Genomic DNA, 22263 nt, shown 5'->3' on the forward strand with positions numbered 1-22263 from the left:
CGCCGCTAAGGTATGGCGGAGCGAGCTTTTTTGTGACAGGCGATGGCCGGATGATGGTGCTACGGGCGCCGATTTGGAGGAGTGAATGAGCGAAGCCGAACGCGAAAGCATGGAATTCGACGTGGTGATCGTCGGCGCGGGGCCGGCGGGACTGTCCGCGGCGATCCGTTTGAAGCAGCTCAATGCCGACCTGTCCGTGGTCGTGCTCGAAAAGGGCGCCGAGGTGGGCGCGCATATTCTCTCCGGCGCCGTGGTCGATCCGGTCGGCATCGACAAGCTGTTGCCGGACTGGCGCGATGATGCCGAAAACCCCTTCAAGACGCCGGTGACCGACGATCAGTTTATGCTGCTGGGGCCGGCGGGGTCGCTCCGCATCCCCAATTTCCTGATGCCGCCGCTGATGAACAATCACGGCAACTACATCGTTTCGCTCGGCAATGTCTGCCGCTGGCTGGCCGGCCGCGCCGAGGCGCTCGGCGTGGAAATCTATCCCGGTTTCGCCGCCGCCGAGGTGCTTTATGACGATGCCGGCGCCGTCATCGGTGTCGCCACCGGCGACATGGGCGTCGAGCGCGATGGCAGCAAGGGCCCGAACTACGCGCCCGGCATGGCGCTGCTGGGCAAATACACGCTGATCGGCGAAGGCGTGCGCGGCTCGCTCGCCAAGCAGCTGATCGCCAAGTTCGACCTCGATCGCGACAGCGAGCCGCAGAAATTCGGCATCGGCCTCAAGGAGCTCTGGCAGGTCAAGCCGGAACACCACAAGCCGGGCCTGGTCCAGCATTCCTTTGGCTGGCCGCTCGACAAGCAGACTGGCGGCGGCTCCTTCCTCTATCATCTGGAGGACAACCAGGTCGCGGTCGGTTTCGTCGTTCACCTGAATTACAAGAACCCCTATCTCTCGCCGTTCGCCGAGTTCCAGCGCTTCAAGACCCACCCCGCCATCCGCGACACGTTCGAGGGCGCCAAGCGCGTCTCCTACGGCGCCAGGGCGATCACCGAGGGCGGTTTCCAGTCCGTGCCCAGGCTGGTCTTCCCCGGCGGCGCGCTGATCGGCTGCTCGGCCGGCTTCGTCAATCTGCCGCGCATCAAGGGTTCTCACAACGCGGTGCTGTCGGGCACGATGGCGGCCGAAAGCGTGGCCGAGGCGCTGGCCGCCGGCCGCGCCGGCGACGCGCTTACCGGCTATGACGAGGCCTGGCGGGCGAGCGAGATCGGCCGCGATCTCAAGAAAGTGCGCAACGTCAAGCCGCTCTGGTCGCGCTTCGGGCTCTATCTCGGCGTCGGCCTCGGCGGATTCGACATGTGGCTGAACACGCTGTTCGGCTTTTCGCTGTTCGGTACGCTCAAGCACGGCAAGACCGATGCCGCGGCCCTCGAACCGGCCTCCGCGCATAAGAAGATCGACTATCCCAAGCCCGATGGCGTGCTGACCTTCGACCGTCTGTCTTCGGTGTTCCTGTCCAACACCAACCACGCCGAGGACCAGCCGGTCCACCTCCAGGTCAAGGACATGGAATTGCAGAAGGAGTCCGAGTTCGACAAATTCGCCGGGCCCTCGACGCGCTACTGCCCGGCCGGCGTCTATGAATGGGTCGACGCCGATGGCGAAACCGTCGCCGACAAGCCGGGGACTTCCGGCGCGCGCTTCGTCATCAACGCGCAGAACTGCGTGCACTGCAAGACCTGCGACATCAAGGACCCGAACCAGAACATCAACTGGGTGCCGCCGCAGGGCGGGGAGGGGCCGGTCTACCCGAACATGTGAGCCCGGCGGACCGGACAAACCGGTTCAGCGTATGCCGTCAGGGTTGGCCGCGAGCGCGATCGTTGCCGCCGGCGCGGAATCGGCCGGCGGATCGAGCACGAAATCCGCCACGACCGGCGCATGGTCGGAGCCCGCATCCGCGCCGTTTCGGGTTTGCACGAGCCGGACGCCTTGCCGGGTCATCAGATGATCGATCGGCAAGCCGAGCGCCGGCCTGAGCGCCTGCGGCAAGGCATGATATAACCAGGTGGCGCCGAGGCGTGGCGGCGTGTCGAAGCCGCCATCTGCCACGAACCGCCTGAAAAACGCGCTCCATGGCGTGGCGTTGAAATCGCCGGCCAGGATCGTCGGGCCGTCCAGAGCTGCGATCACCGGGGCGAGCCGGGCGGCCTCGGCAGCCTGCCGCGACGGCCACGGCCAGCCGAAATGCACCGCCGCCACCGTGACCGTCGTGCCGCCCAGATCGATGCCCGCATGTGCGAAGCGTCCGCCGGGTGCGCAGGCTTTTCCGGCACTGGCGGCAAACGGCCGCCGCGACAGGATCGCGACGCCGCCGACCCCCGCGCTTGCCGCGCAGACAAGCCGGTGCGGATAGGCGGCGGCGATCCGCTCAAGCGCCAGGCGCCATTGCGGCGAGACCTCGTTGAGGGTGACGATATCGGGTTGCGCACGGGCGATCAGCGACAGCACCCGGTTGGGTTCGGGGTGATCGAAACGCAGGTTCAGCTGCAAGAGCCGGTAGCGCGCCACATCCTGTTGCGCCACATCCGCCCCGGCGGCGGCCGGGCTGTGCCAGAACGGGCTCGCGAGCGTCGAGGCTACGGCCAGGCCGGCCATGATCACGGCGCCGACCCCGGCGGCGCGCAGACCGAGACCAAAGGCGGCCAGGCCCGCCAGACCCAGCAGTCCGGCGACATGGACCCGCAGATGCGCGAACGAATCGAATGCCGGGTGGAGGGACCCTCCAAAACCGACGGCAAGCGCCAGCGCCAGGGCCAGCATGGCCGCCATGCAAAGCCTCGAAAACAGGCTGCGGGCGCGGGGTTTCGTGTGCGTCGATCCGGTCATGCCTCGCCTTGAAGCCTGCAAGTGCGGCACGATCATGGTCGCGCCGCACTATTGGAAGGCGGTTTCCGAAAAGCTCCTGAGCTTGCGTGAATGCAACCGCTCGGGCGGCATTTCGGCGAGCTTTTCCAGCGCGCGGATGCCGATCGTCAGATGCTGGGCGACCTGGCGTTTGTAGAAGTCGGTCGCCATGCCCGGCAGCTTCAACTCGCCGTGCAGCGGTTTGTCCGAAACGCATAGCAGCGTGCCGTAGGGCACCCGGAAGCGGAACCCGTTGGCCGCGATGGTGGCCGATTCCATGTCGAGCGCGATCGCCCGCGACTGCGACAGCCGCTGCACCGGCCCGCGCTGGTCGCGCAGTTCCCAGTTGCGGTTGTCGATCGTGGCCACCGTGCCGGTGCGCATGATGCGCTTGAGCTCGTAGCCGGCGAGCCCGGTGACTTCCGCGACCGCCTCCTGCATGGCCACCTGCACTTCGGCCAGCGCCGGGATCGGCACCCACACCGGCAGATCGTCGTCCAGCACGTGGTCCTCGCGCACATAGGCATGCGCCAGCACGTAATCGCCGAGCGCCTGCGTGTTTCTCAGCCCCGCGCAATGGCCCAGCATCAGCCAGGCATGCGGCCGAAGCACCGCGATGTGGTCGGTGATGGTCTTGGCGTTGGACGGGCCGACGCCGATATTGACCATGGTGATGCCCGAATGGTCGGGCCGGGTGAGATGATAGGCCGGCATCTGCGGCAGCCGCGGCGCGGCCTGGCCGCTTCCCGGCGTGCTTTCACCGGCCGCGGTGACAAGATTGCCCGGTTCGACGAAGCTTGTGTAGCCTTCGCCGCCCCTGGCCATCAGCGTGCGCGCATGGGCGCAGAATTCGTCGATATAGAACTGATAGTTGGTGAACAGAACGAAGTTCTGGAAATGAGTCGCGCTGGTGGCGGTGTAGTGCGACAGCCGATGCAGCGAATAGTCGATCCGTTGGGCGGTGAACGGCGCGATCGGCATCGGTTCGCCCATGCCGAGTTCGTGTGTGCCGTTGACGATATGGTCGTCCGTGCCGTTGAGGTCGGGCACGTCGAACAGATCGCGCAGCGGCCGCTGAATGCTGTCGGCAACCGTCGCTTCGACATAGGCGCCTTCGCCGAACGCGAAATGCAGCGGAATCGGGGTTTCGGACTCGCACACGGTGATCGGCACGCCATGATTGCGGATAATCAGCCCCAGCTGATCGATCAGGTAGGTTTCGAACAGGTCCGGCCGTGTGATTGTCGTCGAATATTGGCCTGGCGAGGGCATGTGCCCGTAGGCGAGCCGCGTGTCGATCTGGTCGTAGCTCGACACGGTGACGCCGATCTCGGGGTAATAGGCGCGGTAGCGCCGGTCGACCGCCCCGCCGTCGGCGAGGCCGTTGAAGGATGTGCGCAAAAACGCGGTGTTGCGTTCATAAAGCGCCTTGAGCGCCCGCACCGCCGCCTTGGCGTCGGTGAAACTCTGGCGGATATAGGGTTCGGGTCGTTCGATCGTTTCGATCGGCTGTGGGTAGATTCGCTTTTCCATATCCCATTATAGAGAGACTCGGCGCGTTCGGGGAGGGGGGGCAACGACCTCGCGGCGGATTATCGCGCCCGCCGCAGACCCATGACGATCACCAGCCCGGCGCCGCTGGTCGCGCCGATGTCGCCGCCGACGAGGATCGCTTCGTTTCCGCCCTTCGCCGGCATGGCGAGAAGCGGCACGCACAAGGCCGCGGCGAGAACAGCGAAGCGGGCGGCGGCGGCGAGCACCGCCGGGATACGGGCGACTGGAGTGTTCACTGTGGGGGAGCTTTCCGGATTGGCGTTATGGCTTTTTGGACGCGCCGTCTCAGCGCGCCGGCGGCGTGCAGACCAGGCCCTGTTCGAACACACACGGGATGAACAGGCCGATTTCGAACGAACGCGCCGGGCGGCTGCCTTCGGCGACGAGGATCGAAAAGCCGAACCCGAAAATCAGGATGAGCAGCGAAACGATGGTGAGGCGGCGCGCGAGCATGTGTTTTCCCTTCTTGCGCCACCTTTTCCCATGACGGGCCTGAACCTGCCCTGAGAGCGCCGTTCATCGGCCGTTCATGTGGTCACGCGCGGGCGGGAAGAAGAAAGTCCGTGCGCCGCTGTCGCCCGTCTACAACGAAAAACCCCGCCGCGGAGCGACGGGGTTTGCCAAGTCTCATCCGGGGCCGGTTTCCGGCCGCCCGCTATGGCCGTGCCTTTGTTTCCGGCGCGGCCTACTGCTTGTTCCAGGCCTGCGACTGGCACAGCAGCCCGCCGAATACGCAGCCGCTCATCTTCATCGCGGACCCCGACAGCGACGCCTTGCCCGAATAGGTCTTGTCGTCGGCGGGGTCGGTGATCTTGCCCTTGTATTTGCCGTTGCCGGTCGCCTGCATCTTGCCGATCTGCTTGCCCTTGTGGGCTCCGGTCTTCAGCGTGATGCAGAAACTGCCGCCGCATTTGGAGATACCGGCGGTTTCGCCGGACTCCGTCGTCCAGTTGCCTTCGATCGGGTCGGCCAAGGCCGCTCCGGCCGAAAAAATGACGGCCGCAAGGCTGATCGCGAAAAGTCTCTTCATCCGTTTCCTCCCTGGTCGGGCTTCAGCCCCTCCGCTTACGCGAACGTCAACGTAAACCAGCTTGCGTCGCAGCGGAAGTCGTCACGCGTGGGAATTCGTGCCGATCTGGTGAGCGGGTTTTCGCGCCGTCCTCATGGGCCCATTCGTGGCCGTGGTTAGCCAAACCTTGCCGGCGCCCATCGGCATTTTAACGACAACGGCGCCGATTGCCCGGGAATCCGCTGGGTGTGATGCTTAACGAATCCCTCGGTTTACATCTTGTTTTCATTTCATTTTCTCCAAATTAAGCACTCCATTTAACGGCGGATTCAAGCCTCGCCGCCATTCTCGAAACCATCGAAACGGCGGCGCGACAACGTCAGACAGGCCGCCAGAACGAGATAACAGGGGACTGAAAAATGGCGCGATATGAGATGCTTGAAGCCGGTGTCGGCGATATCGGAAACACGGCCCAGGCCGACATTCTGTTCGAGCTCGGTATGATGTATGCGACGGGCCGCGATTGCGACGTCGACATGGTGGCGGCGCACAAATGGTTCAACATTGCCGCCATCAAGGGCTCGGAGCGCGCGGTCGCGCTGCGCGGCGAGATCGCCGCCTCCATGTCCAAGATGGAAATTGCCCGCGCGCTGCGCGAGGCGCGCGAATGGATGACCATGCATTGAGCCCGGCCCTCACGGCCGGGAGGCGGGCGGGGGCGAAAGCCGCCGGTTCCTCGCCAATTGCGAAAGCCGCGCTGGCCATCGACGGGCCGTCGCGGCTTTCGTGTTTTGGGCCGCGTCTCAGGTGGCAGAAAAGACTTTCAGGCCCAGAATGCCGGCCACGATCAGCGCGATGCAGGTAAGCCTGCCCGCCGTCGCCGGCTCGCCGAACAGCACGATGCCCAGGATTGCCGTGCCGACCGCCCCGATGCCGGTCCACACCGCGTAGGCCGTGCCCACCGGAAGGGTGCGCAAGGCCGCGCTCAACAGATAAAAGCTGATCGCCATCGCCGCCACCGTCAGCACGGACGGCACCAGACGGCTGAAGCCTTCGGTATATTTGAGCCCGATCGCCCAGCCGATCTCGAACAGACCGGCAAAAAACAACATCACCCAGGCCATCTGCGGTCCTTTCGATAAGCGAACCGTTCGCCGCGAAGGGCAATCAATCGGCGGCGAAGCGTACCAGTACCGTGCCGTCGGTGACCTGCGCGCCCTCGGTCACGATTTCGGCGATCGTGCCGTCCTGGCCGGCTGCGATGGTGTGTTCCATCTTCATCGCCTCCAGCACCAGCAGCGCCTGGCCTTTCGTGACCCGCTCGCCCTCGGCCGCGCGCGCCACCTTGACCAGCCCCGGCATCGGGGCGCGGATCGTGTCGGTTCCGGCGGCCTGTTCCTCGGCCTCGGCCACCGGGTCGGGGATTGAGAAACTGTGTCCGACCGCGCCCTCGAACACGGTCACGTGGCCGGGCCACAGCGCGACCGCTGCCGAACTGGCATGCAGCGCGTCGAACACGAATTCGTTCTTGGCGCCGAGCCCGACCGCGAAGGCGCCGCCTGGCCGGGCGGTGACGCTGGCCGTGATCTCCTCGCCGTCGCGGACAAGCCGCACGCGCCGGGCGATCGGGTTGAAATGCGCATAACCGGCAAGCGTGTCCCATGGATCGGCCGAGGTCGCGTCGTGCACCGCGCCGGAGGCGGCGAGCGCGGCGCGCGCCACGATCGCCGCGCCGGGCGGAGCGATCGCGGTCAGGGCCTCCTGCTTGCGCGCGATCATGCCGGTGTCGACGTCGCCGGCGGCAAAATCGGCGTCGCCGGCAAGCGCGGCCAAAAACGGGATGTTGACGGTCGAGCCCGCGACCTGGGTTTTTTCGAGTGCCGCGACCAGGCCGCCAAGTGCTGCCGCGCGGTCGGCGCCCTTGGTGATCAGCTTGGCGATCATCGGGTCGTAGAAGGGCGAGATCGCGTCCCCGGCCGCAACCCCGGTGTCGACGCGCACGCTCGTGTCGTCGCCGAGCCGGCGCGGAAACTCCAGATGGTGCAGGGTGCCGATCGCCGGCAGGAAATCGCGCGTGGCGTCCTCGGCATAGATCCGCGCTTCGAAGGCGTGGCCGTCGAGCCGGATGTCCTCCTGCGTCTTGGGCAGGGTCTCGCCGGCGGCGACGCGCAATTGCCACTCGACCAGGTCGACGCCGGTCACCATCTCGGTGACGGGATGCTCGACCTGCAGTCGCGTGTTCATCTCCATGAACCAGAACCGGTCCGGCCTGAGCCCGTCCGAGGCGTCGACGATGAACTCGATCGTGCCGGCGCCGCTATAGTCGATCGCCATCGCCGCCTTCACCGCCGCCGCGGTCATGGCCGCGCGCATCTCGGCGGTCATGCCCGGTGCGGGCGCCTCCTCGATCACCTTCTGGTGACGGCGCTGGGCCGAGCAGTCGCGTTCGTAAAGATGGACCGCATGGCCGTGATTGTCGCCGAACACCTGCACCTCGATATGGCGGGGTTTTTCGACATATTTTTCGATCAGCACCCGGGGATCGCCGAAGGCCGCCTTGGCCTCGCGCTGCGCGGCCGCCAGCGCCTCGGCGAAATCGGCCGGGTCGTCGACGCGGCGCATGCCCTTGCCGCCGCCGCCGGCGCGCGCCTTGATGAGCACCGGATAGCCGATCTCCTTGGCCTTGCCGGCCAGAAGCACCAGCGCCTGGCCGTCGCCGTGATAACCCGGCACGACCGGCACGCCGGCCTTTTCCATCAGCCGCTTGGCGGCGTCCTTCAGGCCCATGGCGCGGATCGAATCGGCCGACGGGCCGATGAACACCAGCCCGGCGGCGACCACCTGGTCGACGAAATCGGGATTTTCCGACAGGAAGCCGTAGCCGGGATGGATCGCCTCGGCGCCGGTCTCGCGCGCCGCCTCGATGATCCGGTCGCCGACCAGATAGCTTTCCGCCACCGGCGCGGGGCCGATCGCCACCGCCTCGTCGGCCATCGCCACATGCATGGAGCGCCGGTCGGCCTCGGAATAGACCGCGACCGTCTTGACGCCGAGGCGCCGCGCGGTGCGGATGACGCGACAGGCGATCTCGCCGCGATTGGCGATCAGGATCTTGGAAAACATTCATCCTCCACGAAAGGCGCCCAACGACCCGCCGGTTAAGCCATGTCCGGGCGGCCAAGTCCAGCCGGCGCCGGCGCGGGAAGCTTGCCAAATCGGGCCGTTTGTGAACAGTGCCTGTCACTGCACCCCGTCGAACCGAACGGCAAAGAGGATCATCGATTGCGGACCGGCCTGCGCGTTTTCTGTTTCCTTGCCGGTCTGCCGGTCTCGTTGCCGGCGGCGGCGGCTGACTGGAAACCGGTCGAGAAAATCGTGACCTACGCGATCTCGGGGCGAACCGGCATCGAGCTTTATCGCTCGATCGGCGAGAACGGCCCGAAGATCGGCGTCGGCCGCGCCATCGCCTATACCGATTTCGACCTGAAATGGTCGCGCAACTACGTGCCGGAGCGGGGCGGCTGCACGCTTGCCGCCGCGCGGCCTCATCTTATCATCACCTATCGGCTGCCGAAACCGAAGGGCACGCTGCCGCCCGACACGCGTCCGCGCTGGAAGCGCTTCATCGACGGGATCGAAAAACACGAGCGCGTGCATGGCGCGCTGATCGTGGAATTGGTCGAAAAGATCGAGGCGGTCTCGGTCGGGCTGCGGACCGAAAACGATCCCAAATGCCGGAAGATCCGCGTCGAGCTGACCGAAAAACTGGCCGCGCTGTCGCAGGAACAGCGCCGCAAGAGCCGTGAGTTCGACCGGGTCGAAATGAGCCAGGGCGGCAACGTCCAGCAACTGGTGCTGGCGCTGGTCAATGGCGGATGAGGTCGTCCCGGCGTCCGATTGTCTTAACCCTCTGGACAGCTTCAACCGGTAAGGCGTGATCCTGCGGGATGGATGCCGGTCGCGGCCGGGCGGTGCTGCGGCGGACAAGGCGGGCGACCATTGAAGGGCGGAGGGTGATACCATGAACGGCGCAACCGATCCGGAGCCGCAGCATGCAGCCTCTTACGGCGCCGCCTGGCGGCCGATGCTGGCCCCGCTCGCCGCGGTCGTGCTGATCGCGCTCGAACAGCTCCACATTGTCGAGGAGACATCGGTGCCCTTCCTGGCGCTCGCCGGTACCGTGCTGGTCGCGACGGTGTTTTCGGCCGTGCATTTCGCCGAAATCATCTCCGCGCGCGTCGGCGAGCCGTTCGGGTCGATCGTGCTGGCCGGCGCGGTCACCGTCATCGAGGTGGCGCTGATCGTGTCGATGATGCTGGCGCCGTCGGAGGGCGACGTCACCGTCGCGCGCGACACCGTGTTCGCCACAGTCATGCTGGTGCTGAACGGCGTGGTCGGCCTGTGTCTGTTGACCGGCGGCCTGCGCCACCGCGAGCAGTCCTTCCAGAGCCACGGCGCGGTCGCCGCCTTTTCCGTGGTCGGCGTGTTGGCGACACTGACCCTGATCCTGCCGAATTTCACCCTGGCCGTCGAAGGCCCTTATTATTCAACCGTCCAGCTCGCCTTCGTTACCGTGGTGTCGCTGGTGCTTTACGGCACGTTTTTGTTCGTTCAGACCGTGCGTCATCGCGGTGATTTCCTCGACATCTCCACCCCGGGCGAGGCCGCCGGCCACGCCGTGCCCTCGAACGGCAAGACCGCGCTCGGCGCGGCGTTTCTGGCTTTGTCGCTGGCCGCCGTCATCATGCTGGCCGAGGCGCTGGCGCCGGCGGTCGAAAAGGGCGTTACGGCGATCGGCTTCGCCGAGGCCTTTGTCGGGGTGGTGATCGCCGCCATCGTCTTGCTGCCCGAAGGCATGACGGCGGTGCGCGCGGCCGCCCTCAACCGTCTGCAGACCAGCCTCAACGTGTCGACCGGTTCGGCGATCGCCAGCGTCGGCCTGTCGATCCCGGCGATCGCGATCGCCTCCTTCCTGCTCGGCAAGCCGCTCACGCTCGGGCTCGAGGGCGAACATGTCGTGCTTCTGGCGCTGACCCTGTTTTCCGGCACGCTGACGCTGGCGACCGGCCGCACCACCATCCTGCAGGGCGTGGTGCATCTGGTGATCTTCGCCTGCTTCGTGCTGCTGGCCGCCGCGCCGTAGCGGCGGCGAAGGCGGGCCGTCGAAAGGCCGCGATCGCGAGGGCTGGCGAGCGGCGGTCGGCCGCGCGGATCATCGGCGCGTTCCCCGCCGTGCCGCTTACGCCTTGAAGCAGTGCTCGCGGTGCCAGGCGAGAAATCGCGGATGCGGGCGTTGCAGGCCGCGATCGGGAACGAGGGCACGCCCGCTGCGGTTGATCATCGCCCGCACGCTGTCCTGGTCGTTGACCTGCCGCGACACCAGGATGCCGAAATCGTCGGCAAGCGAAATCAGGCCGCGATCGAACATCCAGTGGGCGGTGCCCGAAAGCGCTATGCCATTGCGCAGACTGTCCGGCCCATTTGCCTCCACCGGGCGGATATGGGCGGCCTCGACCTCGGCGCGCCCGCGCCCGTTGATCAGCTTCAGGCCGGTGACGGCGCAGCGCTCGCCATAGGCACGAAGCACGACGCGGCGGAAGACGCGGTCGCGCACGATCCGCGACGTCAGTTGTATCACGCGCTCGCGCTCGTGCTCGAACGGCACCTGCTCCTCGTCGATCTCGTAGCGGGCCGCCTCGCCGACCCGCGGCAAAACCGCGTCCTCGTCACCCAGTCCGGCGGCAAGGATACGGTGAAAATCGACCGGTGCGAGCGGGCGCACGGCAGCCTGGGCACGGCCGGAAATCCTGCCGGCCTCGTTCAGAAGGCCACGCTCGATGACGCCGTCAGGACCGCTGAACGGCACCGGATCGGCAAAATCGAGATAGCTGCCTGGCTCGATGATCGCGAGATACATGCCGGGCACTGCTGGATCAGCGATCACCTCTTGAACTTTTGCCACCGCAAAATAGCCGCGCGTGGCAGGGACCTTGGTCGGCTCCAGATAGACGATCCAGCCGCCGACGCAGGCTTCCACACGGCTGAGATACATCGGCGGGAACTGGTAGCGCTCCGATGGGCTGTCGTCGTAGATCGAATCGGAGCGATGAATGAAGACGCCGAAGGACATGAAGCCTTCGTAGCGCGATATTCGCGTGCCGACTATCTCCCGCTAGGCGGCAGCCTAGCGATCGAAATGCGGCCGGTAGGGCCAGTCGATGCCGTAGGCCTTGAGCGGCTCGATGAGATGGTTCGGATTGAAGCTGCGAATGCCGAAATGGCGGTAGAGCAATTCTTTCGCGGTCAGGCGGACGTCACCGCTCTCGGCGGGGGAGTAGGCGGGTTTGAGGTCCTCGGTGTAAAGCCGCCCCAGAACCGGGATTGCCTTGTTCGGAGCCCAGCCGAGCACCTTTGCCGCCGCCGACAGGCGAACGAAGGCCGAGGCATGCTGAAGCAGGGCCTCCAGCGCGTCGCGGCCCTCGGGCTCTCTCAGCACCAGTTCTTTCAGGATGGGGACCGTCTTGTCGTAGAGCCGGTTTGCGGCCGGCGTGTCCTCGCGGCGGATCGCGAGCCGCCGCTGCTCCTCGTATTCGACCAGGGCGGCCACGAGCGCGTCAGTCGGCTTGTCAGAGATTGTCCGGGTCATAGCCAAGTTCTTCCGCTGCCTCTCTGATCAAGTCGATGCCGTGATTGTATTGGTCGCGAAACGAGAACCGACTTACGTAGAAGCGGCGAACGATATCGTTCGTGGCCGACGACTTGCGGCTCATCTTGCCATTGATGTGGCGGTGCAGGTCAACCGGCAGGTTGATGATGTTGTCCGTGCTGTGAATGAGTTCAGGCGAAAAAAGCACCTCCAGTCTTTTCTCGACGATGTGATGCCATTCACGGCCGGGACCTGCGGGTCCGAGGTAATTGCGCAGTTCGCGCTCGTTCCGGAACCGCAGCACCGGCTGGCCCGGCCGTTGCCGCGACATGGGGTCGATCCTGCGTGTTTCCGTATCGAATTCCTCCTCGTCGGGAAACTTCGACTTCTCGCCCCATTGTTTCGGCAGCCGGCGGAGCGTCGGCCCGACGCGGCGAGCGATCTCGCGGAAGAGGCGCACGGCCTTCGGGCCCAGGCGCATCAGGACGGGCAGGATCGATGCAGCGCCGGTGGCGAGATAAGCGATCCACTGCCCACCCCCGGGCGTTCCTGCCAGCGCTCGCGGCTGGAGGTGCCAGTTTGGGTTTGCTTTGATGACCGATCGCATCCCGCTGCCGGCGCGGCGCACGCGTTCCGCGGCGAGATTCCAAATGAGCCGGTTGTATTTCACTGTGAGGTCGGGTCCGCGCATTCCATGTCCTCGGCTCACTGCGGGAAGGACACCGGCGGGCCGGCAGGCGTGGATAAGTTTGGTGTCGTAGGCGTCGGTCGGGACCGTTCAGGCATGGATCCTCGGGTCAGGCCCGAGGATGGCGACCAAAGTCGGGACGGACATCGCGGGCGCTGGGCGCGATATCAGCCGGCTCGGGCTTTGGGATGACGACCGCGACCGGGTCGGGCGCGGCGACAGCCGCAAGGGACGAGTGCAGCCAGCCGTATTCGAAGCGGAGTGCCATCACCACGCTTGACGCCCGGCCCAAAAATTTCTGTGATCCGCGCCGGCCCGCTCACCAGAACGGAAAAGCAATTGTCTCGTCCCAAGCTCCTGATGATCTGCGGCAAGATCGCCTCCGGCAAGTCGACGCTGGCGGCGAGGCTGGCGCAGGCGCCGGACACCGTGCTGGTCAGCGAGGATTTCTGGCTGGCGCGGCTCTATCCGGGCGAGATCGCGACAATCGAAGACTATGCGCGCTGCACGCGGCGGCTGCGCGAGGCCATGGCGCCGCTGGCCGCCGACCTGCTGCGCTCGGTCTCAGTGGTGCTCGACTTCCAGGCCAACACGCCTGCCTCGCGCGCCTGGATGCGCGCCATCTTCGAAAAGGCCGGTGCGGCGCACGAGTTGCATTATCTCAGGGCAAGCGACGCCGTGTGCAAGGCGAGGCTCGGCGCCCGCAACGCGAGGGGCGAGCACGAATACCGGGTGAGCGAGGCCGAATTCGACCTTTTTACCAGCCACTTCGTCGAGCCATCGGCGGAAGAGGGGTTTTCGATCGTCCTGCATGATCAGGGATAGGGGCGAGCGGCGCGCCCGGGGGCGGCGAATGCGGCGCGGGCGCGTCAGGTCGTCCGCAAGATCTTCTCCATCGCCTTGCCCTTGGCGAGTTCGTCGACCAGCTTGTCGAGGATGCGGATCTCGCGCATCGTCGTCTCCTCGACCTCTTCCACGCGCACGCCGCAGATCACGCCGGTGACCTTGTCGCGGGCCGGATTGGGTTTCGGCGCCTCGGCGAAGAAGGTCTCGAAATCGGTCTTTGCCGCGAGCACGGCGTCGAGCTCGGCGGCGCCGTAGCCGGTCAGCCAGGCGATAATCTCGTCGACCTCCTGCTTCGTGCGCCCCTTCTTCTCGGCCTTGGCGACATAGTGCGGATAGACGCTGGCGAAACTCGTCGTGTAGATGCGGTGCCTGGCCATCAGGGCTCCCCGGTGATCGTGGTGCGTGGCGCGGCGGAGCCTGGGACGGGCGGCCGCCAAATGCAAGGCCGGCGCGCCTCGTGGTGCGCGGATGGTGCGGCGGTCAGGCCTTACTTGCCAGCCAGATGACGTGGCGGGCGCCGCGTCTGGTGGTGCCGGCGCGCACGGAAATTTCTTCTACCGCCAGGCCGGTGTCGCGCAGGCGGCGGGTGAAGCCGCGATCGGGCCCGGCCGACCACACCGACAAGACGCCGCCCGGCGCCAGTGCGTTGTGGGCCGCGGCCAGGCCGCTGGCGCTGTAGAGCGCATCGTTGCCGGCCCGGCTCAGCCCTTCGGGGCCGTTGTCGACGTCGAGCAGGATGGCGTCCCACCTGGACCGCTGCGCCCGGATGACGGCGCCGACATCGGCCTCCACGATTGACACGCGCGGGTCGGTCAGGCTGTCGCCGTGCAGCGCGGCGAGCGGGCCGCGCGCCCAGGCAATCACCGCCGGCACCAGTTCGGCCACGGTGACGCGGGCTTTGGGCGGCAAAAGGGGCAGGGCGGCGCGCAGCGTGAAACCGAGGCCAAGGCCGCCGACAAGCAGCCGCGGGGCGGGCGAGGTCAGGCGCTCGATGCTCAGCCGGGCGAGCGCTTCCTCCGAGCCGCTCAGCCGGCTGTTCATCAATTCGTTGCTGCCCAGCATGACGGAGAATTCGCCGCCGCGCCGTTTCAGCCGCAGCGTCTCCCGGCCGCCGGGCACGGTCGCGGTGTCGAGCGTTTCCCACGGGATCATTGCGGCAACTCCAGCCGGGCCGGCAACGCCGCGCTCATGCCCCAAGGACCGCGAATCTGGATCGCGCCATGCCGGCGATGCGGTGGTTTGCCATCCGGACTCCGCTCCTGTTGCCGGCTGCTTCTAGCGGCGTGGCCGGCAGGCCGCAACGTCGTGGCGAAATTCGTCGCGGGCGCTAGCTGAAATGCGGCATGCACGGGACGTTTTCATGGGATTGCGCCGGGCGGACAGGGGTTAAGCCTCAAAGACCGATCCAATGGACCCTCGGCATGCTGCGTGAGATCAGACCGCTCGGCGCTCTCCTGCTTGGAACCTTCCTGATGATGGTGGGGACCGGCCTCGGCAATGTGGTCGTGCCGTTGCGGGCGGCTGCCGAGGGCTGGTCGCAGACGACCATTGCCTGGATCGGCACCTGCTATGCCCTGGCCTTCACCGCGGGATGCCTGCTCACGCCGCTTTTCGTGCGCCGGGTCGGCCATATCAGGGTGTTCGCGGTGCTGCAGACGACGCTCGCCGCCTCGATGCTGCTGCACGCCATGGTGACCGACCCGGTGGCCTGGGCGGTGTTTCGCGCCATGGGCGGGCTGACGCTGGTCGGCGGCTATATGGTAGTGGAGAGCTGGCTGAACGAGCGGGTCGCCAATACCAATCGCGGCGCAGTGTTCGCTGCCTACATGATCGTGTCGATGTCGGGCGTCGCCGCGGGCCAGTTCATCCTGCCGCTCGGCGACGTTAAATCGGCGAACCTGTTCATGATCGCCGCGCTGGCCTTTGGCGCCGCACTGATCCCGGTGGCGCTGTCTGTCGCGCCCGCGCCGCAGCCGCTGGCCGAGGTCAGGATCAACGCGCTGGGGCTGTTCAGAAAGTCGCCGGCGGCCGTCGTCGGCTCGCTGCTGGCCGGCGTGATCTTCGGCAACTGGATGTATTTCGGGCCCCTTTACGGGCGCGCGGTCGGGCTCTCTTCGACCGGCATTGCCGCGATGCTGACCGCCGCCATGGTCGGCGGCATGCTGTTCCAGGTGCCGTTCGGCAAGTTGTCCGACCGGGTCGACCGCCGCTACGTGATGGCGCTGGCCGGCGCCATCGGCGTCGCCATCTCGGTCGCCATGGTGGTGCTGGCGCCGACGCGGCCGGTCAGCATCATCCTGGGCACGTTTGCCCTGGGTTCGGTGCTCTTCACCATCTACGCGCTCAATGTCGCCCATGCCAACGACCAGGCGAGTTCGGACGAGTTCGTGCAGGTTTCGGGCGGGCTGCTGATCGTCTACGGGATCGGCACCATGGTCGGACCGCAGCTTGGCGGGCGCCTGATGGATGGCTTCGGCCCGAACGGTTTTTTTATGGCGATCGGGGGCGTCTATACGGTTTACGGCCTCTACGCCCTGTGGCGCTCATGGCGCGTGGAATCGCTGCCGCCCGAACTGCGCAGCGATTTCCGGGTGGTGCCGGCGCTGCCGGCGGCGACGCCGGAAACGCTCGCCACCATGGATGCGCGCACCGAGGAGGAGGCGGCTGAAGCGTGACCGAGAAGTGCCAACGCGACTTCAACCGGCGGGGCTTACTGCCACTCCATCCACTCGGACATCCGAAGTAGGTTCGTTAGGTACAGATCAAGGTAAGATTCGCTACCGAGGGCGAAGCCTGCCTTGATAATCGCTTTACGCCGTTCGGTTGATTTCAGATCGTGTTCAATTGTCCGGAGGCCTTCGTCCCGCCATCCAAGTCGCCCTGTCGGCATTCGCACTTTCGCATCGTGCCGCGAAAGCTGTTCATTCAGCGCCTGTTCGCTGGTGTCTTCAAGGAAGGCGAGGCCACCCAGCGCTTCGAACCAGTCGAACAGCAGCTGATCATCGGCCACAATACCCAAGAAAGATTCGCCCCATTCAGAGAAAACATCATATAAATGGTCGCTGAGAGGGGTTTTTTTCTAGATTCTTTCGTAGTAAAGCCGTCTATATTGTTCCATACATCATTGTTGTAACCCTTCCAATCCCAGAGGAATAAGCTATTCACCATCCGCTTGGGGTCGCGGTGCTCCCGTGAGATATGGAGGGAAAAGAGGTCGTGCAACTGCTTCCATCGCTCTGATCGAATGAGGCCGAGCCCATAGGCCGTCATCAGTAGAACTGCAGGATATGTCCGCAAGCCCAGCCAAATTGTCAGACCGCTTCCTTCTTTATTTGCCTTCGCGACTACCGCCCGAATGGCTTCCGCTACCATCGCGAACTCGGACCCATCACCCCACCGACCGAGCAGTCCAAAGGATTTGGCAAGCGCCTCTGATGCAGCCTCATAGCGTGCGACGCGGCGACAAAATTCTTCAGGAGACCAAGTACCTTGAGGCGACAGTTCTGGCACATCTACACGCTCAAAAAGCTTGGTAAGCTCCTGAGTCAGCGTTTCGTCGAGGCGAACCCGAAATTCCGGCTTTGCGACATACCTCTTCACAGATCCGATCAACAAATCGACGGTCAACGGGCTTTGCTTCCGGGTCTCCGCCAGCGTTGTGACGCGTTCGTTCAAAGCATTGAAGAAGCTGTCCGCGTCTGCAACGGACATGGCGATGGCCTTGCGCTGCGCGATGATGGCTTCAGCCCCGCCGCCGGGTTTCCCGCGCATCGCCCAGAATGTCGGATAGCGGCGGTTCGGGGCTCTCAACATCGCTGCCCGCAATGCATGATCCCAGTCACCTGACCAGCCACAAACGACGAGCCCGTGGTCGTCAAAAATTCTATTGAGCAGTTCATCGTATTGGGCAGAATACGCGCTCAACTCCTCATCGGTATTGAGGATGCGCGCGTCCTTGTAGTCGCCATGTAACTTCAGGACGTAACAAGTGCTGTGGATGATCGGCTCGGCTCCGGAAAGGGCGTCGACGGATGATACAACCGTTGGCTCCACTCCGGTTTCACGCAACGCGTTTTCAAGCAAACGGTCGAAGTTGGTGGTCACAATTACCCTAACGTAGCCATCGCGTACCAGACTGGCTATCGCGCGATGAGCAACCGTGGGGAGCTTTTTTCCCTCGGCTCGATCGTCGTCGTCCGGTTCAATGTAGGAATGCAGAATGGACCTGCGTTCTGCCGGCGTATTGGCCAGTTCCGCCAGCAGCGCCGAATATTCTGGCTCACCACCAATCTCGTTGCGGTACCAATCAGCCCAGTCCGGTTGGTCTTCAACACCTTTCGCAGTCGCAACACGTCTGACCAAGTCGAGGGTGATTTCCCAGCCGGTCGGAATGTTGGCCGCACGCGAAAGACCAGAGCCGAGAAGCAAAGCGTAGACGCCTTTATTCTCGAACATGGAAAAGGCAAGCTGGGTCACAGGATCACCTGAGAGAAGGCTCATTTAGTATGCGCGCACTCCGTTCATTCGGATTTAGAAGATCGTGAAGCGGCAGACAAGACTATTGAGAATCATGAAACAACTTAACGGTAAAGCACCCACTTAGATATTAGGATGAGAGGTACAAGTAAAGGCAAACCAGCTTGGAATGCTCACTCCCTACATCCTGAAGACGCCGAACTTCGTCTCCGCCATCTCCGCGTTGAGCGCGGCCGACAGGCTGAGCGCCAGCACCTCCCGCGTCCTGGCCGGATCGATGATGCCGTCGTCCCAGAGCCTCGCCGACGAATAAAGCGGGTGGCCTTCCTTTTCGTATTTTTCCAGGATCGGCTTCTTGAATTCCGCCTCGTCCTCGTCCGACCATTCACCGCCCTTGCGCTCGATGCCCTCGCGCTTGACCATCGACAGGACGGTGGCGGCCTGCTCGCCGCCCATCACCGAAATGCGCGCGTTCGGCCACATCCACAAGAAGCGTGGCGAGTAGGCGCGCCCGCACATGCCGTAATTGCCGGCGCCGAACGAGCCGCCGATAATCACGGTCACTTTCGGCACGCGCGCCGTGGCCACCGCCGTCACCAGCTTGGCGCCGTCGCGGGCGATGCCGCCGGCCTCGTATTTCTTGCCGACCATGAAGCCGGTGATGTTTTGCAAAAACACCAGCGGAATGTCGCGCTGGCAGCACAATTCGATGAAATGCGCGCCCTTGAGGGCGGATTCCGAAAACAACACGCCATTATTGGCGATGATGCCGACCGGCAGGCCGTGGATGCGGGCAAAGCCGGTCACCAGCGTCGTGCCGTAATTCTGCTTGAACTCGTCCAGTTCGGAACCGTCGACGATGCGCGCGATCACCTCGCGCACGTCGTAGGGCTGCCGCGTGTCGGCCGGCACCACGCCGTAGATTTCGTCGGCCGCAAAAAGCGGTGCGACCGGGGCGCGGGTCTCCAGCCGGGCGGGTTTTTGCCGGTTCAGATTGGCCACGATGCGGCGCACCAGGCCGAGCGCGTGCTCGTCGTCGATGGCGTAGTGGTCGGCCACGCCCGACTGGCGCGTATGCACCTCCGCTCCGCCCAGTTCCTCGGCGGTGACGTCCTCGCCGGTCGCCGCCTTGACCAGCGGCGGGCCGCCGAGAAAGATCGTCGCCTGGTTGCGCACCATGATCGATTCGTCCGACATCGCCGGCACATAGGCTCCGCCCGCCGTGCACGAGCCCATCACGCAGGCGATCTGCGGGATGCCGGCGGCCGACATGTTGGCCTGGTTGAAGAAGATGCGGCCGAAATGCTCGCGGTCCGGGAAGACCTCGTCCTGATTGGGCAGGTTGGCCCCGCCCGAATCGACCAGATAGATGCAGGGCAGGTTGTTTTCGCGCGCGATCTCCTGCGCCCGCAGATGCTTTTTCACCGTCAGCGGATAATAGGTGCCGCCCTTCACCGTGGCGTCGTTGACCACCACCATCACCTCGCGGCCCGACACACGGCCGATGCCGGCGATCATGCCGGCCGACGCGATGTCGCCCGAATACATCGCATGCGCGGCGAACTGGCCGATTTCCAGGAACGGCGAGCCGGCGTCGAGCAGCTGCGCCAGCCGCTCGCGCGGCAGAAGCTTGCCGCGCGCGGTGTGGCGCTCGCGCGCCGCTTGCGGACCGCCGCGCTCGACTTCGGCCGCCATGGTTGCGATCTCGGCCACCAGCGCCTTCATGCGCTTGGCATTGTCGCGGAAACTTTCGGCGGCGGGTGAAATCTGGGAGGAAAGCGTGGCCATGATGATCCTTGCACTGTCCGGTCGGGGGCGGAGCCCCGGCATGACCTATCGATAGGCGGGCAGGCGGAGCCTGTCCAGCATTGCGGCCGCGACCGCGCGGCGCGGCCGCCGCCAGGGACGTCCGGTCTTCAGGAGGCGGCCGAGTTGCCGTGCGCGGGCAGGCCGCCGGCCTGTTTGAGCAGGCGCGCGACATGCATCAGGTTCCACGTCATGAAGGTCAGGTTGCGGCGGGTGAAATCATTGTCGAAACCGGCGCGGCTGCCGTCGTCGAGCGTGTCGCCGTAGGACGGCCCCGGCCCGGCCTCGCCGATCCAGCCGCAATCGGCCTGCGGCGGGATCGTGTAGCCGACATGCTGCATGGCGTAGAGGCAGCTCATCGACACATGCTTGATGCCGTCCTCGTTGCCGGTCACCATGCAGCCGCCGGTCTTGCCGTAGAAAACATACTGGCCCTTGTCGTTGCGCTGGGCGGAATGGGCGTAGAGCCGCTCGATCACCACCCGGCACAGCGAGGATTCCTCGCCGAGCCAGATCGGCGTGCCGAGCACCAGAATGTCGGCGTCGCGTATCTCGGGCCAGAAAATCTCCGGCCAGTCGTCGTGGCTTGCCCCATGCTCGCGCATGTCGGGCTGGACGCCGAAGGCGAGGCGATGGTCGGCCGCGCGTAGGTTCGTCACGGCGACGCCGTTCTGCCGCATGATCGCGAACGCGTCGTCCATCAGCGTCTGCGTGTGCGAGGCGCCCTGATGCGATGCCTTGAGCGAGCAGTTGATGAACACGGCTTTCAAGCCGGAAAAGTCGAAATCGTGGCCGCGATTGAGCTCTTCTTGGGTGTCGCTGAGCGTCATGGTTCGTCTCCCGTTGCTATGCTGTCGTGCTTGGCCAACGCGGGGCGGATGGCGCGGTTCCGGCTGACCATAGCAGCCCGGCGCGGCCCGAAAAGGCCCGAGGCACCGCTCCGGCGCCGTTATTCTTGCCCGAAACCGCCATATCTTTGCCGCCTTGCCCGCCTATCGAGCCCCACCATTCCGGCCTTAAGGAGCCCTGTCATGAGATCGCATTCGAGTTCGCCACGTTTCGTGCCGACGCTCGTCTTGCGTCCGGCTGACAGCAATCCATTGAGGCCCGAAGGCCATGGCCCGTTCCATGATCCAGCGCCGGCAGGAGGCCGCGCGCGAAAGAACTGAAGCCTACGACGCCACGCTGAAGCGCGTTGTCCGCGCCGCGCGTCCGGCTCCCGATTTCAACAAGGCGCTCGCCGAGGCGAGGGGCGGTTTCGCCGGCGAGGCGATCCGCGACCCCGCCGCCTGGCGTCCGCGCATGAAGTCGCGCGATCCGGCGCGGCTGCGGCTTGCCGCCGCGCGTCATCTTTATGCCCGTTATCCGGTCTCCAGCGCGCTCGAGCGGATATGGATCGATGCCGACAGGCTCGACGTCGACGAGGTGCGGCTGCGCAAGAGCTGGTATGTGATCGCCGCGCGCGGCGGCTCGCTCTACAAGCAGGCCGCCGGCCGGTGGCTGACCCGCAAGGAGGTGCACCGGTTTCTCAATCCGCCGGGCGATCTTTCCTTCGAGGCCGCGTTCTGGCAGGCGGTGGCGCGCAGCTATACCGACGATCTCGGCCTGGCGCTCAGCATCGCCCGTTCCAAGATCGCCCATACGCCGCGCCGCCAGTTCGCCTTCTGGCGCGAGGCGGCGCAGTTTTTCTGCGCCAACCCGGCACCGCGCGCGCTGGTCGACGACCTTGTCGACTATCTGGGTGCCTGCCGTGGTCGCGACCGCCGCTACAGCCTCAAGGGCCGCACGCTTACCGCGCTCGAGCGACAGATGCACGACTGGCACCGCGACCTGGCGACGATCGCCCGCATCGAGGCCGCACGCCGCCGGGCAGGGCGGGCGGCGGCGCGCGCCGGCATGGCCGCGCCCGCGGGTGGACGCTGGGCCGGGTCCGCGCTCGCCGACTGGTCGTGGCAGCCCTCGGCGAAGGAGCCGCGCGCGCGGCGCGAGGAATATTGCGTGCGCCAGCTGCGCTCGGCATCCGAGCTGGTGGCCGAGACCCGCGCCATGCGCCATTGCGTGTCGACCTATGCGGCCAAATGCATCGCTGGTACGGCCACGATCTGGTCGCTTACCCGGCGCGTGCCGGGCAAGGTCGAGCGGCTTTTGACCATCGAGCTTGACCGCCAGGACCGGGCCGTGCAGGTGCGCGGTTTCGCCAACCGGCCGCCCCTGCCCGACGAGCAGAAGGTGCTTATACGCTGGGCCAAGGCGCGCGGCGTGGTGGTGACGTGAAGCCCTGTCGCGACCTGCTGTCGGCCTGGCCCTTTAAGGTCGGATACCGAAGCCGCAGCTCATTCTCCGGTGCGACGTCGAGAATCAGGAGTTCTCCGGTGGCCCGGCCG

General features: G+C 65.5%; 22 protein-coding genes. 7 read left to right on the plus strand and 15 right to left on the minus strand.

Annotated features, from left to right (window positions below):
• The first annotated feature begins 85 nt into the window (after positions 1-85).
• Complete coding sequence (locus ACT2B0_RS04790) at positions 86-1768, plus strand: electron transfer flavoprotein-ubiquinone oxidoreductase (protein ID WP_473461988.1); 1683 nt, start codon at positions 86-88, stop codon at positions 1766-1768.
• A gap of 24 nt (positions 1769-1792) precedes the next feature.
• Here ACT2B0_RS04790 and ACT2B0_RS04795 read toward each other — a convergent pair whose 3' ends face one another.
• From ACT2B0_RS04795 to ACT2B0_RS04815, 5 genes are all read right to left on the minus strand, one after another.
• Positions 1793-2836: an endonuclease/exonuclease/phosphatase family protein gene (locus ACT2B0_RS04795; protein WP_481658454.1), complete on the minus strand. Its 1044-nt coding sequence runs from the start codon at positions 2834-2836 to the stop codon at positions 1793-1795.
• 48 nt (positions 2837-2884) lie between these two features.
• Entirely contained in the window at positions 2885-4387 is a 1503-nt protein-coding gene (locus ACT2B0_RS04800) for an AMP nucleosidase (RefSeq protein WP_348289082.1), read from the minus strand.
• Between the two features lie 59 nt (positions 4388-4446).
• Positions 4447-4644: a hypothetical protein gene (locus tag ACT2B0_RS04805; RefSeq protein ID WP_348289079.1), complete on the minus strand. Its 198-nt coding sequence runs from the start codon at positions 4642-4644 to the stop codon at positions 4447-4449.
• A 49-nt stretch (positions 4645-4693) separates the two neighbouring features.
• On the minus strand, positions 4694-4861 hold the full coding sequence (locus tag ACT2B0_RS04810) for a hypothetical protein (RefSeq protein ID WP_164749965.1): 168 nt from the start codon (positions 4859-4861) through the stop codon (positions 4694-4696).
• Positions 4862-5093: 232 nt separating this feature from the next.
• A complete protein-coding gene (locus ACT2B0_RS04815) occupies positions 5094-5438 on the minus strand; it encodes a DUF2147 domain-containing protein (protein ID WP_473461994.1) in 345 nt (114 codons plus the stop codon).
• 398 nt (positions 5439-5836) lie between these two features.
• Between ACT2B0_RS04815 and ACT2B0_RS04820 the strand changes: the two genes are divergently transcribed.
• Complete coding sequence (locus tag ACT2B0_RS04820) at positions 5837-6103, plus strand: SEL1-like repeat protein (RefSeq protein ID WP_348289072.1); 267 nt, start codon at positions 5837-5839, stop codon at positions 6101-6103.
• Positions 6104-6220: 117 nt separating this feature from the next.
• On the opposite strand, the gene sugE is transcribed toward ACT2B0_RS04820, so the two are convergent.
• Both sugE and ACT2B0_RS04830 read right to left on the minus strand, forming a co-directional pair.
• Positions 6221-6541 (minus strand): quaternary ammonium compound efflux SMR transporter SugE, encoded by a 321-nt coding sequence (gene sugE / locus ACT2B0_RS04825; RefSeq protein ID WP_473461996.1) that lies wholly within the window; start codon positions 6539-6541, stop codon positions 6221-6223.
• 43 nt (positions 6542-6584) lie between these two features.
• Positions 6585-8540, minus strand: a complete 1956-nt coding sequence (locus tag ACT2B0_RS04830; protein WP_473461999.1) for an ATP-binding protein — start codon at positions 8538-8540, stop codon at positions 6585-6587.
• Positions 8541-8699: 159 nt separating this feature from the next.
• On the opposite strand from ACT2B0_RS04830, the gene ACT2B0_RS04835 reads away from it, so the two are divergent.
• On the plus strand, positions 8700-9296 hold the full coding sequence (locus tag ACT2B0_RS04835; protein WP_348289066.1) for a DUF922 domain-containing Zn-dependent protease: 597 nt from the start codon (positions 8700-8702) through the stop codon (positions 9294-9296).
• Between the two features lie 205 nt (positions 9297-9501).
• The gene (locus ACT2B0_RS04840) at positions 9502-10560 is read left to right on the plus strand and encodes a calcium:cation antiporter (protein ID WP_473465790.1); all 1059 of its coding nucleotides are present in this window, start codon (positions 9502-9504) and stop codon (positions 10558-10560) included.
• A 96-nt stretch (positions 10561-10656) separates the two neighbouring features.
• Here the strand turns inward: ACT2B0_RS04840 and ACT2B0_RS04845 are convergent, their stop codons facing one another.
• The 3 genes from ACT2B0_RS04845 to ACT2B0_RS04855 are packed head-to-tail and all read right to left on the minus strand — an operon-like array spanning position 10657 to position 12754.
• Positions 10657-11547, minus strand: coding sequence for an HNH endonuclease (locus ACT2B0_RS04845; RefSeq protein WP_348289060.1), 891 nt, complete (start codon positions 11545-11547; stop codon positions 10657-10659).
• Between the two features lie 54 nt (positions 11548-11601).
• Entirely contained in the window at positions 11602-12063 is a 462-nt protein-coding gene (locus ACT2B0_RS04850; RefSeq protein ID WP_348289057.1) for a DUF2019 domain-containing protein, read from the minus strand.
• Positions 12044-12754 carry a hypothetical protein gene (locus ACT2B0_RS04855; protein ID WP_348289054.1) on the minus strand — a complete coding sequence of 237 codons (711 nt, stop codon included), beginning with the start codon at positions 12752-12754 and terminating at the stop codon, positions 12044-12046. The genes ACT2B0_RS04850 and ACT2B0_RS04855 overlap by 20 nt, the downstream gene beginning before the upstream one ends.
• Before the next feature lie 357 nt (positions 12755-13111).
• Between ACT2B0_RS04855 and ACT2B0_RS04860 the strand changes: the two genes are divergently transcribed.
• A complete protein-coding gene (locus tag ACT2B0_RS04860) occupies positions 13112-13576 on the plus strand; it encodes a P-loop nucleotide/nucleoside kinase family protein (RefSeq protein WP_473465791.1) in 465 nt (154 codons plus the stop codon).
• Between the two features lie 44 nt (positions 13577-13620).
• Here the strand turns inward: ACT2B0_RS04860 and ACT2B0_RS04865 are convergent, their stop codons facing one another.
• Together ACT2B0_RS04865 and ACT2B0_RS04870 are read right to left on the minus strand one after the other, a co-directional pair.
• Positions 13621-13974: a DUF2200 domain-containing protein gene (locus tag ACT2B0_RS04865; protein ID WP_473462003.1), complete on the minus strand. Its 354-nt coding sequence runs from the start codon at positions 13972-13974 to the stop codon at positions 13621-13623.
• A 103-nt stretch (positions 13975-14077) separates the two neighbouring features.
• Positions 14078-14749 carry a spermidine synthase gene (locus tag ACT2B0_RS04870; protein ID WP_473462005.1) on the minus strand — a complete coding sequence of 224 codons (672 nt, stop codon included), beginning with the start codon at positions 14747-14749 and terminating at the stop codon, positions 14078-14080.
• A gap of 269 nt (positions 14750-15018) precedes the next feature.
• Between ACT2B0_RS04870 and ACT2B0_RS04875 the strand changes: the two genes are divergently transcribed.
• The gene (locus ACT2B0_RS04875) at positions 15019-16272 is read left to right on the plus strand and encodes an MFS transporter (RefSeq protein WP_473462007.1); all 1254 of its coding nucleotides are present in this window, start codon (positions 15019-15021) and stop codon (positions 16270-16272) included.
• Positions 16273-16522: 250 nt separating this feature from the next.
• On the opposite strand, the gene ACT2B0_RS04880 is transcribed toward ACT2B0_RS04875, so the two are convergent.
• From ACT2B0_RS04880 to ACT2B0_RS04890, 3 genes are all read right to left on the minus strand, one after another.
• Complete coding sequence (locus ACT2B0_RS04880) at positions 16523-18073, minus strand: SIR2 family protein (protein WP_473462021.1); 1551 nt, start codon at positions 18071-18073, stop codon at positions 16523-16525.
• 180 nt (positions 18074-18253) lie between these two features.
• Positions 18254-19861, minus strand: a complete 1608-nt coding sequence (locus ACT2B0_RS04885) for a carboxyl transferase domain-containing protein (protein WP_481658455.1) — start codon at positions 19859-19861, stop codon at positions 18254-18256.
• 128 nt (positions 19862-19989) lie between these two features.
• Positions 19990-20709, minus strand: coding sequence for a flavodoxin family protein (locus ACT2B0_RS04890; protein ID WP_348289028.1), 720 nt, complete (start codon positions 20707-20709; stop codon positions 19990-19992).
• Positions 20710-20995: 286 nt separating this feature from the next.
• Here ACT2B0_RS04890 and ACT2B0_RS04895 point away from each other — a divergent pair, with 286 nt between their 5' ends.
• On the plus strand, positions 20996-22153 hold the full coding sequence (locus ACT2B0_RS04895; protein WP_473462025.1) for a PcfJ domain-containing protein: 1158 nt from the start codon (positions 20996-20998) through the stop codon (positions 22151-22153).
• The last annotated feature ends 110 nt before the right edge of the window (positions 22154-22263 follow it).

The sequence above is a fragment of the Nitratireductor sp. J20-h4 genome (assembly GCF_056780505.1).

Excerpts from the sequence above, each read along its gene's own strand:
- ACT2B0_RS04815 (WP_473461994.1), bottom strand. The coding sequence starts at position 5,438 with ATGAAGAGACTTTTCGCGATCAGCCTTGCGGCCGTCATTTTTTCGGCC.
- ACT2B0_RS04850 (WP_348289057.1), bottom strand. The coding sequence starts at position 12,063 with ATGACCCGGACAATCTCTGACAAGCCGACTGACGCGCTCGTGGCCGCC.
- ACT2B0_RS04820 (WP_348289072.1), top strand. The coding sequence starts at position 5,837 with ATGGCGCGATATGAGATGCTTGAAGCCGGTGTCGGCGATATCGGAAAC.
- ACT2B0_RS04865 (WP_473462003.1), bottom strand. The coding sequence starts at position 13,974 with ATGGCCAGGCACCGCATCTACACGACGAGTTTCGCCAGCGTCTATCCG.
- ACT2B0_RS04840 (WP_473465790.1), top strand. The coding sequence starts at position 9,502 with ATGCTGGCCCCGCTCGCCGCGGTCGTGCTGATCGCGCTCGAACAGCTC.
- ACT2B0_RS04895 (WP_473462025.1), top strand. The coding sequence starts at position 20,996 with ATGGCCCGTTCCATGATCCAGCGCCGGCAGGAGGCCGCGCGCGAAAGA.
- ACT2B0_RS04795 (WP_481658454.1), bottom strand. The coding sequence starts at position 2,836 with ATGACCGGATCGACGCACACGAAACCCCGCGCCCGCAGCCTGTTTTCG.
- ACT2B0_RS04790 (WP_473461988.1), top strand. The coding sequence starts at position 86 with ATGAGCGAAGCCGAACGCGAAAGCATGGAATTCGACGTGGTGATCGTC.
- ACT2B0_RS04885 (WP_481658455.1), bottom strand. The coding sequence starts at position 19,861 with ATGGCCACGCTTTCCTCCCAGATTTCACCCGCCGCCGAAAGTTTCCGC.
- ACT2B0_RS04810 (WP_164749965.1), bottom strand. The coding sequence starts at position 4,861 with ATGCTCGCGCGCCGCCTCACCATCGTTTCGCTGCTCATCCTGATTTTC.
- ACT2B0_RS04800 (WP_348289082.1), bottom strand. The coding sequence starts at position 4,387 with ATGGAAAAGCGAATCTACCCACAGCCGATCGAAACGATCGAACGACCC.
- ACT2B0_RS04845 (WP_348289060.1), bottom strand. The coding sequence starts at position 11,547 with ATGTCCTTCGGCGTCTTCATTCATCGCTCCGATTCGATCTACGACGAC.
- ACT2B0_RS04855 (WP_348289054.1), bottom strand. The coding sequence starts at position 12,754 with ATGCGCGGACCCGACCTCACAGTGAAATACAACCGGCTCATTTGGAAT.
- ACT2B0_RS04830 (WP_473461999.1), bottom strand. The coding sequence starts at position 8,540 with ATGTTTTCCAAGATCCTGATCGCCAATCGCGGCGAGATCGCCTGTCGC.
- sugE (WP_473461996.1), bottom strand. The coding sequence starts at position 6,541 with ATGGCCTGGGTGATGTTGTTTTTTGCCGGTCTGTTCGAGATCGGCTGG.
- ACT2B0_RS04890 (WP_348289028.1), bottom strand. The coding sequence starts at position 20,709 with ATGACGCTCAGCGACACCCAAGAAGAGCTCAATCGCGGCCACGATTTC.
- ACT2B0_RS04860 (WP_473465791.1), top strand. The coding sequence starts at position 13,112 with ATGATCTGCGGCAAGATCGCCTCCGGCAAGTCGACGCTGGCGGCGAGG.
- ACT2B0_RS04875 (WP_473462007.1), top strand. The coding sequence starts at position 15,019 with ATGCTGCGTGAGATCAGACCGCTCGGCGCTCTCCTGCTTGGAACCTTC.
- ACT2B0_RS04870 (WP_473462005.1), bottom strand. The coding sequence starts at position 14,749 with ATGATCCCGTGGGAAACGCTCGACACCGCGACCGTGCCCGGCGGCCGG.